Annotated in this window: 10 protein-coding genes; 1 reads left to right on the top strand and 9 read right to left on the bottom strand. The window is 67.5% G+C overall.

All coding sequences use genetic code 11. The features are described 5' to 3' along the window. From VGF64_00165 to VGF64_00150, 4 genes are all read right to left on the bottom strand, one after another. Positions 1-219, bottom strand: a 219-nt coding sequence (locus VGF64_00165; protein HEY1633143.1) for a hypothetical protein, incomplete at its 3' end; no start/stop codon positions are given. A 338-nt stretch (positions 220-557) separates the two neighbouring features. Then, positions 558-1,043: a cytochrome P450 gene (locus VGF64_00160; GenBank protein HEY1633142.1), complete on the bottom strand. Its 486-nt coding sequence runs from the start codon at positions 1,041-1,043 to the stop codon at positions 558-560. Between the two features lie 300 nt (positions 1,044-1,343). After that, a complete protein-coding gene (locus VGF64_00155; protein HEY1633141.1) occupies positions 1,344-2,303 on the bottom strand; it encodes a TauD/TfdA family dioxygenase in 960 nt (319 codons plus the stop codon). 55 nt (positions 2,304-2,358) lie between these two features. Further along, positions 2,359-2,643, bottom strand: coding sequence for a Nif11-like leader peptide family natural product precursor (locus VGF64_00150; GenBank protein HEY1633140.1), 285 nt, complete (start codon positions 2,641-2,643; stop codon positions 2,359-2,361). A gap of 280 nt (positions 2,644-2,923) precedes the next feature. Here VGF64_00150 and VGF64_00145 point away from each other — a divergent pair, with 280 nt between their 5' ends. Then, positions 2,924-4,939, top strand: a complete 2,016-nt coding sequence (locus tag VGF64_00145; GenBank protein HEY1633139.1) for a RiPP maturation radical SAM C-methyltransferase — start codon at positions 2,924-2,926, stop codon at positions 4,937-4,939. Positions 4,940-5,020: 81 nt separating this feature from the next. Here VGF64_00145 and VGF64_00140 read toward each other — a convergent pair whose 3' ends face one another. From VGF64_00140 to VGF64_00120, 5 genes are all read right to left on the bottom strand, one after another. Then, positions 5,021-7,726 carry an NHLP bacteriocin export ABC transporter permease/ATPase subunit gene (locus tag VGF64_00140; GenBank protein HEY1633138.1) on the bottom strand — a complete coding sequence of 902 codons (2,706 nt, stop codon included), beginning with the start codon at positions 7,724-7,726 and terminating at the stop codon, positions 5,021-5,023. Further along, the gene (locus VGF64_00135; protein HEY1633137.1) at positions 7,719-10,004 is read right to left on the bottom strand and encodes an NHLP family bacteriocin export ABC transporter peptidase/permease/ATPase subunit; all 2,286 of its coding nucleotides are present in this window, start codon (positions 10,002-10,004) and stop codon (positions 7,719-7,721) included. The genes VGF64_00140 and VGF64_00135 overlap by 8 nt, the downstream gene beginning before the upstream one ends. A gap of 4 nt (positions 10,005-10,008) precedes the next feature. Next, positions 10,009-10,797 (bottom strand): HlyD family efflux transporter periplasmic adaptor subunit, encoded by a 789-nt coding sequence (locus VGF64_00130; GenBank protein HEY1633136.1) that lies wholly within the window; start codon positions 10,795-10,797, stop codon positions 10,009-10,011. 171 nt (positions 10,798-10,968) lie between these two features. Next, entirely contained in the window at positions 10,969-12,180 is a 1,212-nt protein-coding gene (locus VGF64_00125) for an amidohydrolase family protein (GenBank protein HEY1633135.1), read from the bottom strand. Continuing rightward, entirely contained in the window at positions 12,173-13,921 is a 1,749-nt protein-coding gene (locus VGF64_00120; protein ID HEY1633134.1) for an amidohydrolase family protein, read from the bottom strand. Before VGF64_00120 ends, VGF64_00125 begins: the two co-directional genes overlap by 8 nt. Positions 13,922-13,984 lie beyond the last annotated feature (63 nt).

The raw sequence follows: 13,984 nt of genomic DNA, 5'->3' as shown, positions 1-13,984 counted from the left end.
CTCGGCCATCTCGTCTATCTCGCCGAATCCACCCCGTCCTCGATGCTCCGCGACGGGCTGCGCGCTGGCACGCCGAACCGCACCCTTGACAAGGCGGCCCGCCATCTCGGACAGCTCCCGGTCCCAGATCTGTGCGACCGTCTCCGCCGAGCCGCCGACGGGCGGTTTCGACTGCCGGGCGTGCCGATCGCGGTAGGGCTTGGCGAGGTCGTCGTACACGGAAATGACGCCCTCCGGCCGATCAACTCCGCCTTCGATCCGGACCCGGATGACCTCCGAGCGGTCCTCGACGCATACAGCCGGCTCGCCCGGCTCACATCCCGGACAACGGCGCCCATCCTTGGTGGCCGAGGAACATTTCCCCGAACCCGGCGTGTCCGGCTAGTCGCGACTGACCTCGATTGGTCGGTGGGTCCTGGCGTAGAGGTCCACGGAAAGGCTGTCGATCTTGCCCTGCTGCTTGCTAACCGCCCGCAGGTGCTTCCGAGGCTGCTCGGGCAAGGCAAGGAGCTTCTCGCTCGGCAAGAGGTCAAGCCGCGATAACCCCTATCCAATGTTCAGTGGAGGACGAGCTTGTTAACGCGACGAAAGGTGGCCGAGGCTCCGCTCTCGAAGGTCATCGCTCGCTCCTCGATGGGTGGGTCCAGCTGTATGAGGCGTCGAAGGACCTCCTCCCCCTCGACTCTGGCGAGGGCCGCGCCGGCGGAGAAGTGGACGCCGTGTCCAAAGGCTAGAGACACTCCTAGCGCGCGGTCCAGGTCCAATGCGTCGGGGTCTGAGAACATCGCCGGGTCTCGATTTGCACCACCGATGGAGACGAACGCTTGGTCGCCCTCAGCGATCGGCTGATCTCCTAGCTTGGTGCCGACAGTGGCCATCCGCGAGGTGAGCTGCACTGGTGGCTCCAACCGTAGGAGCTCCTCGACTGCGCCCGCCATCGTGTCCGGTCGTGCCCGTAGTCGCCGTGCCGCATCATGATGGTCATGGAGGCACACCGCCGCGTTGCCGATCAGGTTGGCAGTTGTCTCATGGCCGGCGGCCAGCAGCGGTCGTCATGGTCGATCACACCGAGCATGGTTGTGTCCGGCGGGCTCGCGGGTGTGTCGTGCGTAACCGCACAGCAAGCCATTGGCCCCGACGAGTTCTGCGCCGCCGTGGGCAATATTCCGCTGGTCGGGCGCTGGTTGAAACCTACGGGTGAGAAGTCGTCAGACGCGGCTAGTCCCAAGTAGGCCATCGCTCTTCACGTTGGAACCCGGCCCGAAGGAACTCGAAAGAGAAGCCTGTTGACCTGGTTCAGTGATGTTGACCGATTGCGACTGAGGGCTCATGTCGCGGCCGACCTACGCCGGCTGTCCGTCGGCGTAGTAGGTGCTGGCGTCACCCCGGAGCGCGACGCTGGTGCGGCCGTCCACACCGACGGGGACTGGACCGGCGACGGTGACCCGCTCCCCGCGGCGGTGGGCGGTGCCGTAGTCGTGGATGGCGTAGTGCTGGGTGGCGCGGTTGTCCCAGATGGCCAGGTCGCCGACTCGCCACTTCCAGCGGACTGTGTTCTCCGGGCGGGTCACGTAGTCCTGGAGGAGCCGGAAAACGTCCCGGGAGCTCTGCGGGCTCAGTCCCACGACGTTGTAGGCAAAGCCTCCCAACACCAGCGAGCGCTCCCCGGTCTCGGGATGGATCCGGACCGCCGGATGCTCGGTCTGGTAGACGGTGGAGACGAACTGGCGCCGGTGGGCAGCCACGGACCCGTCGTGTGGCAGTACGTGGAAGAGCTTGGTCTTATCGTCGGTGCTCTCCGCGATGCTCGAGTAGCCCTGGGCGTTGGTGTGGACGATGCGCAGCCTGTCCGCCAGTTCCCGCAGCTCAGGCGAGAGGTCCTGGTAGGCGCTCACCGTGTTGGCCCAGAGGGTGTCGCCGCCTAGCGCGGGGATGACCACGGCTCGCAGCATGCTGAACGCTGGCGGTTGGTCCACGAAGGTTACGTCGGTGTGCCAGAAGTTGGCGCCCACGCCCACACTCGAGTCGATCTCTCCGAGGTGGGGCTGGTCGGGCGGCGAGACCAGAGTCGGGTGCCCGAGGGTGAGGTCACCGAAGCGGCGGGCGAAGCGGATCTGGGCCTCGTAGTCGAGGCGTTGGTCTCGAAGGAACCCCACCCGGTGCTGGACGAGCGCCCGGCGGATCTGGGCCACGGTTTCGGCGCTGAGATCAGCGGCGGCGTCGACCCCTCGTATCTCGGCTCCGATTCTTCCGGTCAGGCGCTCGACGGTGAGCTGGACTGACGCGTCCGCGGTGGTGGTCACGTCGGGATGCCTCCTACACGCCGGCCAAGACTGGTGGTCGGCGAGCGGGAGGGTCTCAGCTCCAATTCATTTGGTCACGGCCCCCGTCGGGCTCCGGAAGAGGGCGCCCCGCCTGCGCACCCGCCGCACCGCCAACCACCTGCGCCAGGTAGTCGTCCGATAGCTCTTCGAGACCAGTGAGGGACTTGATGACCTCCAAGTCCTGTCGATTGATGTCGAATCCAGCCTGGGTGATGAGCTGGTATTTGTCCTCCGGCGTCTGCGCTTCCTCCAGCCGACGCCCAAACCCTCCATCAGAGTTGACCCGCTCAAACAGTGCTCTGACGCTTTCCGTAGACATTTGACCCCCCCTTTTGTCATCGACGTCCGAACCTCCGCCTCGGTACGCCGGAATCCGCCATGGACATAGCCAATATGCCACAGCCTCTGGAGAGCCGCCAGAAGTGGCGGCGAACCTTTGCCGATACCGGGTGACACCGGCGCCTCGGTCTGGTGCCCAGTCGAACGCGGTCATTTCCCGATGGTGAAGCGTTCCCAGGCGTGGACTGGCCTGTAACCCCTTCCACGACCGCAGCCGCCCATGTATGTTGGGGCGAAGGCGAGTTCGGGGGGAGCACGAGGTGTCCGCACACTCCGTCACGCAATCGATTCGCGCTGGGGGCCGTGTCGACGCGCCCCGGTTGGCGCTCGTCAACATGCCCTTTGGGTCGCTCAACCGGCCGCCGATCGGGCTGACACAGCTGCGGGCAGTGGCCGAGGCCCGCCTCGGGTCGCAGATCCAGGTCAGCCTCCTCCACTTCAATCTCGAATATGGAAAGCGCATCGGTGCCGAGATCTATCAAGAGATCTGCCACGACTTCTTCTCCTGCAGTCTCGGCGAGTGGCTGTTCCGCGAGATCGCGCACCCGCAGCTGACCCCGAACGATGGTGACTATTTCGGTCGGTACTTTCCTCACAGCGCGCCACCCGATCGACAATTGATCGCCGACCTCAAAGCCAAGGTTGCTCGGATCAGCGAGGAGCTCATCGAGTCCTACCGCCTCGACTCCTACGACCTCATCGGCTTCACTGCCATGTTCGCCCAGACGAACCCGTCGATCGCGATCGCCAGGTTGGTAAAAGAGAGAAATCCTGAGGTCACCACCTTGATGGGCGGAGCGACCTGCGAGGGAAGTCCCGGGGGTGTGCTCGCTCGTTCAATATCGGCGCTCGACTTCACGTTTTCAGGGCCGGGGATGGTCTCGTTTCCGTTGTTCCTCGAGCACTGGCTTCGAGACCGGAACAGGATTCCTCACATTCCCGGTGTCAATCAGGCCCACGGGACCTCTGGCCAGTCCGCCGCACGACCGGACCCCGCGACCATCGTGGGCTCACACACGCCCGTCACGATTCGTACGACACCACCTCCTTCCGGTGGCCTGCGCCCAGCAGTCGAGCGGGGAGCCGACCAGGCGATCGAGGAGTACCCCGAGCTCGACTACGACGACTACTTCAACGCTGTCGATCGTCTCTTTCCGGGCGAATCAGCGGTGAAGCCGGCGGTGCTCTTCGAGACCGCTCGGGGATGTTGGTGGGGCGAACGCAGCCAGTGCACCTTCTGTGGACTGAATGGCGAGTCCATGGCATTCCGGGCCATGTCGCCGGGTCGCGCCGTCCACACGATCCAATCGCTGTTCGACCGGTACGCGACCCGCACGCGCGCAGGGTTCCAGTCCGTGGACAACATCATGCCAAAGGAGTACCTCACCGAGGTGCTGCCACTCCTGCGTCCGCCGCCATCGTCCTTCCTGTTCTGCGAGATCAAGGCGAACCTGTCCGACGACGACGTCGCCACGCTTGCCAAGGCGCAGGTGACAGCGATCCAGCCCGGAGTCGAGGCGCTCTCTACCGACGTTCTTCGGCTGATGCGAAAGGGAAGCAACGCATTCACCAACGTGCGGCTCCTGAAGTCCTGCAGACGACACGGTGTGGATCCGATTTGGTACATCCTCATCGGGTTCCCGGGAGAGGACGAGTCGGTCTATCCGGCGTATCAGGCGGTCATTCCCCAGCTCTTCCATCTCCCGCCTCCCGGGGCCGTCTTTCCAGTGCGCTTCGAGCGGTTCAGTGCCTACTTCGAGGACCCAGAGGGATTCGGCCTCTCGCTCGAGCCAGCAGAGATGTATCGACATACCTTGCCGTTCTCCGGGATGGATCTCCGCGAGTTCGCCTACTGGTTCGAAGACGCAACCGCCGACGCCGCCTACGCCAAGAACACCGCCAAGTGGCGCGGGCCGCTCAACGATCTGATCGACGAGTGGCGCAAGCGCTGGGCCCATCCCGCCGTACCCCCGCGACTCGAGCTCGATTGTGCTGCGAGCGGCGTCGAGGCCAAGGTGGTCGACACCCGCGGGTCGGAGCCGCTCACCTATGAGGTCCCGCGTCACGTCGTCCGCCTCCTTCAAGAGCTCGAGGTGCCGCTCGATCGCCAGCGAATCCTCGGGATTGGCGATCAACGAGACGAGACGGAAGACGCACTGCAGTGGGCACTGACGCGCGGACTCATCTTCGCAGAGGGCTCACACCTCCTCGGGCTGCCTGTCACCGCCCTCAGGTCCACGGGCCGTGGTCTGATCGGCCATGACCAGCTCGGTTGAGGGACGAGGAGCAGTCCGGATGCCGGAGTCACTCGTGGGTCGTGATTGCAGCGACCGGCTCTCCTGAACCAGCGGCTGTTTCTACAGCAGTTGGCGAGCGGCAAGTCGGCGAAAAGGACCCTCGACAGCCATCAGCTCGTCGAAGGTGCCCGCTTGGGCGAGGCGCCCCCGGTCGAGCACGTAGATCGCGTCGGCGTGGCGAATGGTGCTGAGGCGGTGCGCGATCACGATGCGGGTGGCTTCCATCTGCTCGATGTGGGCCGAGACCATGGCTTGATCCCGATCGTCGAGGGCGCTGGTGGCCTCGTCGAACAGGAGCAACTTGGGCCGGCGGGCGAGGGCTCTTGCGACCATTATGCGCTGGACTTGGCCGCCGGAGAAGGTCAGGCCTCCCTCACCGATGATGGTGTGCATGCCCATCGGCATATGACGGATGTCGTCGGCCAAGCGGGCCCCTTCGGCGGCGGCCCAGGCCTGACCCTCGTCGGTCGACCCTTCACCCAGGATTGTCGACAGGATCTCCCCTGGAAGTGGTCGTGCGTCCTGCATGACGACGCCGATCTGGCCGCGCACGGCTCGGGCGTCGAGCAGGTCGAGGTCCTTGCCGTCGAAGAGAACCGTGCCGGAGTCAGGGTGGTCGAGGCCGAGCAGCAGCCGCAGGAGCGTGGACTTTCCCGAGCCCGACGCACCCGTGATGGCAACGAACTCGCCCGGCCGGACGTCGAACGACAGGCCGCGAAGGGCAGGCGGGCTGTCCCGGCCGTAGGCGAACGAGACGTCGCGGATCGACACCCGCCCGGACAGGCTCCCGGGGTCTCCGGTCCCCATTTCCTCGATTGGCTCCCGGAGGATTGGGAGCAGGCGCCGCCACAGCGGAATGACGGTGAGGAGCGGTCCGATCGTCAGCGCCGTGACCGCGAGCGCGGCGGTGAACTGCCCGAGCGCGGTCATGACCGCCAGGAAGTCGCCCCCTGTGATCTTGTCGTCCAGGGCACCGGCTGTGACGGCGTAAAGCGTGAACGCCAGGCCGGTGGGCAGGGCCGTGATCAGCGCGAATATCCAGGCTTGGACCCTGCCGGCAGCGTAGGTCTCACGCTGCTGACGGCGGAATCCGCGGGCCCATCGGGCCATCAGCCGGGACTCGGCGCCGGCCGCTCGCATCTTGTGGATGCCCTGGAGGATCTGGTAGAGATCGGCAGCAACCTCCCCGCTGTGGTCGTAGGCCTTGTGCTGGTGCCGGACGGAGCGCACATTGAGGACGACCACGATGACGAGGACGAGCGCGAGGACGCCGAGGGCGACCGCCCCCAGGACGGCGGAGTACGCAAAGAGCAGCGCCACGTTGAACGACGCGAACAACAGGGTGACAAAGGACGTGATCACCGAGCCCGAGAGCTGCTGCCGGATGATCTGCAACCCAGCGGCGCGCGTCGCGAGGTCGCCGCTGTCGTAGCGGCGAAAGAACTCGCTCGGAAGCTGGAGGAGGCGGTCCATGAGACCAGGGTCGACGTAGCCCTCGAGCTGCCCAGAGAGACGCACCACGGTGAGGTTCTTGGAAAGGGTTACGAGGCCCCAGGTGACGGTGGCGGCGATGAGGAGAACGGCCACGTCGAGCAGCAGCGTGCGGTTGCCGTCGGGGAGTACCGAGTTGTAGACGATCGAGGTGACCATCGGCGTGATCAGCGTGACGAGCCCCGCCAGCGCACCGAGACCGAGGAGCAGCCGGAGGTCGAGCCCGATGAGCGGGCGCAAGGCGCGGAAGAGTGACCCCGCCGAGGCCACGTCCGGCGGGAGCGGGCGGTACACGGCGTACGCCTGACGGGCGACCGTGCTCGCCACCTGCTCATCGACCCGACTAGTGGTCCCGGTGGACGGGTCGAACAGCAGGTATCGTGACTGCCGCGAGATGAGGGCGACTGGCCGGCCCCCGTTGGCGCGAAAGCCCAGCAGCACCATGCCGGCGTTCCGCCACCATCCCGTTCGCAGGCTGACGACTCGGGACCGGCAACCGGCGGCGCTCATCCTGGCGGCGACGGGGTCTGAGCCGCCCTCCTCGAGCCCGATGTGCGTGGGGAACTCGACCCCAAGCTGTCGGCCGATGCGCGCCAGCGCGAGGTTGAGCTGGGCCAGCTGATCGTCATCATCGGCGCTGCCCAGCCTCTCCTCCCGCTCAACCACCTCGACCAGATTGGAGATGGCGCGGTCGAGCAGGTGCTGCTCGCGCTCGGGCCTGGCGCGGAGCCGCTCGCCCTCTGTTGCCTCGTGGGCAGCCGAGAGCGTGATGGCTGCCTGTATCGCCTGTTCGAAACGGCCCCGCGCCCGATCGAGGCGCTCGTCGACGCTGCGCCGGTCGCGCTGCTCGCGCCTGGCACCCCGGTCCTCGCCGATGGCCGTCGTCGCCCCCGCCACGAATCGATCGACCCTCTCGGCCATTGTCTCGTCGGCAACGTCGCGCAGCTGCGGGCCATTGACGCGAAGGAGCTTCGTTCCAGGGTGTCCCACGGCGAGTAGGCGCCACCCTGCTGGCACGGGTACATTCCCACCGGTCCATGCGAGGGTCCCGGCATGGGCGGTCATCAGCAGGTGGCGCCGCCCATAGCCGCCGGCGATCAGCTGCTGGAGGAAGAGGTCGAGCGTTCCTTCGACCACGTACCACGCTGTGTCGTCAGCGAGCTCGACCGGCCGATTGGCCCCAACCGTCCACTCTTCGCCGATCATCTCCAACCACCCGGCCAGCTGATCATCGTCGCCAAACGGGCCGGTTGCCGTCCGTGTCTCGTCACTCATGCGACACCAGCTGGCTGTAGACCCCGTCGAGGGCGAGCAGCTCGTCATGGGTGCCCCGCTGGACCTGGTTTCCTCGCTCCAGCACGATGATCTGGTCGCTGTCTCGGATCGTCGAGAGCCGTTGCGCGATGATCAGGCACGAGCAGCCTCGGCGGCGGAGGTTGGTGTCCACCAGCTCCTCTGTCGCTGGGTCGAGCGCGCTCGTGGCTTCGTCGAGGACGAGCACCGTGGGGTTGGTCGCCAGGGCGCGGGCGAACTCGAGCCGCTGACGCTCGCCTCCGGAGAAGTTGCGGCCGCCCTCGGCGAGGAGGTGGCCGAACCCGCCTGCCTTGGCCTCGATAGTGTCTGCGATGCAGGCGTCCTCGGCGGCGCGCACGACATCTGCGGCCGCTATGGAGCGGTCCCAGAACCGGATGTTGTCGGCCACGGTTCCGCTGAACAGCAACACCGACTGATCGACAATTGACAGCGACGCCGCCATCACCTCTGGCGGCACAGCCACCCTCGGCATCCCGTCGAAGAGGATCTCACCCGCCCACGGATGGAGAAGCCCGGCGATCAAGTTGGCGACGGTGGACTTCCCACTCCCAGAAGGACCGACCAGGGCGACCCGCTGGCCGGGCTCGATCGTGATGTCCAGGTCGGCGACGGTCGGACGCTCGTTGGGTACGTAGCCAAAGGCGACGCCGCGCAGCTCGAGCCGTCCCCTCAGGCGGCTGGCGACACGGGCAGCCGCCTGGCCGTCGCCCCCGGCAACAGACGTCTGTCTGGCCGTGTCCGGATGAGATCGGCGAGCCCCCGACGTTGGGACGAGCTCCGCGCCGGCCGAACGCGCCAGGGCGGGACTGACCTCCGGCGCAGACTCGTCCAGGGACTGTCCCAGCACGTCGCCGATCTGCTGCGTCCAGGCCCGGGCGTTCTGGAACTGGCTGGCCACGGAGATGAGCTGGGTGATGGGGGCGAAGAACGAGGCGGCCAGCAGCTGGAAGGCGACCAGTTTGGTCAGGCCGAGGTGGCCGTCGATCACCAGAAGGCCACCGACCGCGAGGATCACGACCGTGTTGAGCGCCGTGAGGAAGGGAGGGGCGACCAACACCGACTGCGTGAGGAACCCGAGCCGCTGCTGGGTGTTCAGCGCCTGCGCCTGGGTTCCCGCCCAGCGGGCGAAGAACTCGCTCTCCGATCCCGTCGCCTTGATGTCGTCGATCATGCTGACGCCCAGGAAGGTGAAACCGCTCAGCCGGAGCAACATCTGCTGGAGGCTCTCGTTCATGGCGATCCGTCGGCGGGATACGGTCACCAGAACGACGGCGTTGAAGGAGGCGATGGCGAGGGCGACCAGGGCCAGGATCCAGTCGAGAGCGAGGAGCACCACGGCGAAGAGCGCCATGGTGACGGCGCTGATCGCTGCGGTCGCCACCTGCCCGGACAGGAGCTGGGCGACTTGTGAGTTGAGCTGCACCCGGCTGACGAGCGCGCCGGGTGACCGGGAGTCGAAAAAGCGCGTCGGCAGCCGCAACAGGTGCCAGAGAAATCCGGCCGACATCCGTATCGACAGTTTCGTCTGGAGGCGGAGGAGCACGCGCTGCTGGAACAGATTGAGGGCCAGGACCAGCAGCGTGACGGTCGCAGCGAGCAAAAGGATCTCGGAGACCCAGTTGTGGTTCTGGGCGCCGAGCACCTGGTCCACGAAGATGGCGGCGAGTATGGCGGCGGCGGTGACCGGTACGACCACTGCCACGCCGGCCAGGACCGCGTAGACGACGCCGCCCCGGGAGCCAGCCAGCAGCCTCAACATCTCGAGCACCGGGCGACGGCGCCCGTGGCGGGGATCCGGCCTGAAGTCCGGGCTCGGATGGAATCGCAGCACCACCCCGCTGTAGCCCTCGTCGAACTCCTCAGGGGACACCGACCGGTGACCAGAGGCCGGGTCGTTGAGGTGGACCTTGCGTCGTCCGGTCCCCTCGACCACGAGGAAGTGGTTCTGGTTCCAGAAGACCACGAACGGCGGATCGAGGGTGCGCACCTCGTCGGCTGTGCAACGGTAGCCGTGCGCCTCGAGCCCGAAGCTCGTGCCCGCGGCCACGACCCTCAGCGCGTTGACGCCGTCTCGCGACACGGCGCACGCCTCTCGAACCTCCTCGAGTCGGACGTCCCGGCCGTAGTAGTTCAAAATGGTCGTGAGGCACGCCGCCCCACACTCGGCCGCTTCCATCTGCAGCACGATCGGCGTGTGGGTGCGGCGCGTTGCTCGACTTCGGGTGGTCCTCGTCGCCATCCGCTCAGAGGACGTAGTCGATCGGGTGGCGGGTGCCGACGATGACGGTCGCCTGGGCGATATCGAAGCCGTCGAACGTGGTCGAGTGCCGACCCGCCGGTTGCACGGTGACCGGAACGGCGGACCCGACCGGCACCAGCAATGCGACCAGGGCCGGACTACCGAGGATCGAGACGAGTCCCTCCCGCGTGATCGGTAGGTTCCCGACATCGCTGACGTGGCCCGTCACGCTGTCCATGCCCGGGAAGCTCAACAGGGTCCGCATACCCGGGCGGAGCTGCTGGGCCTGGGACGGCGAGAGGAACATCCGGACCACCTGGGGCCCATCGTTCTGGGCCAGCGACGCGACCAGGTCGCCCTGGCCGACGGAGCTTCCGATGCCGGGAACAACGCTCACGATCTGGCCGGCGACGGGAGCGTAGATCGGGACGGTGTTGGCGTTGGCCTGGGGCTGGATCGACCCGATGATCTGGCCCGCCCCGACACGGAGACCAGCCGAGACGTCCAACGACGACACCGTGCCGGCGGCGGGGCTACTCACCTGGGCCAGGGTGCCGTTGATGAGGGCGACCCCCGGCGCCTTGATGGTCGTGTCGACCGACGTCGTCGTGGCCCACACGACAACGCCGACGACGAGGGCGAGGCACGCCGCCAGGCCAATCCACGCCCGGGTGCGGGTGACGACGATGGCGTCGTCGAAGCGCTCCGCTCCCGCCTGGCGCGGCCGCTCCGGGATCAATCCCCGAGCAGACTCCTCGTGCTCTGTGGGGACCTGGTCGGTCCCTGTCGCCATCGGTGATCCTCCCCCCGGAAGCCCTGTCCCCTCGGGAAGGGCGGGATTCGAGCCTGCGACCGCAGCCTCCCGAATGCTGCGCCTCCCGCCTCTCGCTGGACCTCTGCGGACGAATATACAGGGCGGACTCGCCGGTATCCCGCTCTACGGGCTCCGCACCACCCCCTTGTGTCAGTCGAACGCCGGACACCGCGCCGCCTCGGCCGGAATTTCGTCCGCCCGCAGGACCCGGTCGATCTCCTCGTGGCTCGGACCTACCCGAGCCGCGACTTCGGCCAGGCGGCGCATGTCGAAGCGGTAGAGCTCGGCCGCGTTGCCGCCCAGCATCTGCTGCACCTCGGCGGCGTCGATGCCGGCGAACGTGTGTCTGAGGGCGGCACGGCTGAACGGGAAGCTGGACTCCTTGTGCGGATAGTCGCTCGCCCACATGATCTTGTCGACGCCGACAACGTGGCGCAGCGCCGCCTCTGCCCGCCGCATGAAGGTCGACCCGACATGGCACTGGCGCGCCCAGTACTCGCTCGGACGGAGTGAGAGCTTGCCGACCACCTCGGCGCCCCACTCCTGCTCTTGCGAGCCGCTCGACGCTCCCATGCGCGAGAAGAAGTAGTCGAGCGTCCCGAGGGTCTCGGGGATCCACGATGTCTCTTGCTCGGTGAAAACCAGCTGGAGAGCGGGGTGGCGATCGAGCACCCCGCCGAAGATCAGGTGCCACAGGGCGCGATGGGCCCACCACGCCACCTCCAGCAGGAAGACCACGTTGTCGACGGGCTGGCCACCCATTGGCGGTACCGCGCTCCCGCCGTGGTGGTTGACGGGCAGGTCCGCGTCCTCGCAGGCTTGCCACAGCGGCTCGTACACGGGCGAGTACAAGGGCTCCAGCCCCGAACCAGGAGGCGCGCCCGGCAGGAGGATACCGCCGGTGAGCCCGGCCTCCGCCGCCCACTCGACCTCCCTGACGGCCGCGTCGATGTCGTACAGCATGATCTGGGCGATCCCCGCCCGGCGACCCCTCGCCGCAGCGCAGAACTCGGCCAGCCAACGGTTGTGCGCGCGCAGCCCGGCCCAGCGCAGCTCCCGGTGGTCCTCGGTGGCCCCCGGCATCTCCACCGCGAGCCTTCGCTGAAAGAAGGGCGGAATCGTGTTGGGAAACACCACCTCGGCGACGATGCCGTCGCGCTCGAGGTCGGCCAGGCGCCGAGCGCTGTCCCAGTTCCGTCCACCCTCGTCGCCCATGAGCTCCTTGTCGTGGACGGTGTAGTGACGGGCCCAATCGTCGAAGGCCTCGTGGTAGCGGTGCTCGAGGTAGTCGCGGTACTCGAGCAGCTCGGCGCCGCCATGACAGTCGGCCGAGATGATCGCGTAGTGCTCGTCGCTACCCACGGCCGCCGGGGACCTCCACCGTGTCGGTGTCGCGCCCGGAGCGCAGCAGCGTGCCCGGACGCTGGTCTTCCGCCAGCGTGTTGGATCGCACGATCTCGGCGCCGTTCACCAGCACACGCTCGATGCCCTCGGCCTCGGCGTAGAGCCGGCCCGCACCCCGAGGCAGGTCGAACCGCGTGGCCACCGGCCCGGGCGCCACGCGGTCCTCGTCGAAGACGACGACGTCGGCGTGGCAGCCTTCGGCGATCCGGCCCCGGTCCCTGATGCCGTAGAGGCGGGCAGGCACGTCGGTGATCATGTGCACCGCCTCCTCCAGGGGGAGGAGCTGACGGTCCCGCACGGAGGGCCCGATGAGCGACGTCGTGTAGATGAACGTGGCCAGCATGTCGAGGTGGCCTCCGGCGTCGGACGCCCCCACGACGACTCTGGGGTCCCGCCACAGTCCGGCCCGTAGCCGCCAGCTCTCAGGGTCGTCGCCGGTCGCCGGCAGGAGCAGACCGGTCCGCAGCTCGTCGGCCAGGACGATGTCGACGATGGTGTCGAAGGGGTCCTGGCGCCACTCGGATGCGATGTCCTCCACGACCCGGCCGGCAAGGCCCTCGTTGACGGGAGCGAAGGTCTCGACGATGCGCATCCTCTTCCAGTTGGCCATTGCCCGCATTCTCCCGGCCTCAGCGGCGCCGTCCCTGAGACGCCGCCGCTCGTCGGGGTCCGTGAACGCCCTCATCTTCTCGGCCGGAGGCAGGCTCATCGTCGACGACCAGCCCGGCAGCGCCTCGAGGATGAAACCGGACAGGAAGCTGAGGCGCACTTCGACCGCGTCGGCCACGGCCAGAGCCACCACCCTGGCTCCCCGCTCGGCCGCATAGTCCGAGGCCCGCAGCTGATTGGCCGCTTGGTCGGGGTTCTGAGAGGTGACGGCGAGCGGGTTCCAGTTGAGGGGACGGTTGGCCGCGAGCGACAGCGAAGCCATGAGGTCCATGTGCTCTTCTTCGAACGCCCCGACCGTCGGGATGTACTCGAGCGTGGTGCCCGGATGGTCGCGGACCGCCCCCGCGAGGGCGATGAGCTCCTCGGTCGTCGCCGAGCGGGAGGGCACGGGCTTGCCGTCACCGTCGTTGTGGGTGGGGGCGCGGGACGACGAGAACCCGAGGCCCCCGGCGGCGAGCGACTCGTGGAGGACACGGATCATGGCCGCCAGCTGTTCCTCGGACGCCTCTGACCCGACGGCAGCGTCGCCCATCACTGCCCTTCTCACGGCCGAGTGGCCGACGAGGAAGCCGGCGTTGACCATCAGCCGGCCGTCCAGCCGGTCCAGCCACTCGCCGTAAGAGCCCCAGTCCCAGTCGAGCCCAGCCTGCAGGGCGTCGATCGGTATTCCCTCGACCCTCGCAAGCATGCGCATCACGTAGTCGGTGTGCTCGGGTGCCAACGGGGCGATGCTGAACCCACAGTTGCCGCCGACGACCGTCGTCACCCCGTGGAATGGAGAGGGGCTGGCGCTAGGGTCCCAGAAGACCTGGGCGTCGTAGTGGGTGTGGATGTCGATGAACCCCGGCGCCACGACCAGCCCGGTGGCGTCGATCGTCCGCCGGGCGGGCCCGTCCACCTCGCCCACGGCGGTGATCCTGCCGTCACTGATACCGACGTCGGCTCGCCGCCGGGGCGAGCCCGTGCCGTCGACCAGGCTGCCGCCGGCGATCTTGCAGTCCAGCATCACGGACCCCTCGGCGTCGTGCATTCCCTCTCGCAGCGGCCAGCTAAGCCTGGCTGCGGCGGCCCGGCGGAGGTGGTCGGAGCAACT

Source organism: Acidimicrobiales bacterium, assembly GCA_036491125.1.
Classification (GTDB): Bacteria; Actinomycetota; Acidimicrobiia; order Acidimicrobiales; family AC-9; genus AC-9.
The sequence above is the reverse complement of the archived record's forward strand: the minus strand, read 5'-3'. Positions and strand labels throughout refer to the sequence as shown.